We start from the raw sequence: 244 nt of genomic DNA, 5'->3' as shown, positions 1-244 counted from the left end.
TGGCAGCGCTGGATGGGCGTGTCGCGCCCGAAGGTGCGCCGGATGGCTTTGGTCAGCGCCTTGGCACCGTCCACGATGAACAGCCGGCAGACGTTCGGGGCGAGCCCCCGCCCGACCAGGTCGTCGAGCAGGGCCTGCACCACCGCCGCGTTCTCGGTGGCGCCCTCCACCAGCCCGAGCGGGTGCTTCGTGCCCTCGGCGTCGATCCCCACCGCCGCGAGCAGGACCAAGTCCTCGGTGACGA

General features: G+C 72.1%; 1 protein-coding gene. It reads right to left on the bottom strand.

Going from position 1 to position 244, the window contains the following annotated elements; translation table 11 throughout:
* Positions 1–244 (bottom strand): transposase (locus Q7A36_RS41420; RefSeq protein WP_305109566.1); only part of this gene is annotated, 244 nt, incomplete at both ends.

The sequence above is a fragment of the Paracraurococcus lichenis genome, from assembly GCF_030657435.1.
GTDB classification, from domain to species: Bacteria; Pseudomonadota; Alphaproteobacteria; order Acetobacterales; family Acetobacteraceae; genus Paracraurococcus; species Paracraurococcus lichenis.
This window is presented reverse-complemented; position numbering and strand designations above follow the sequence as displayed.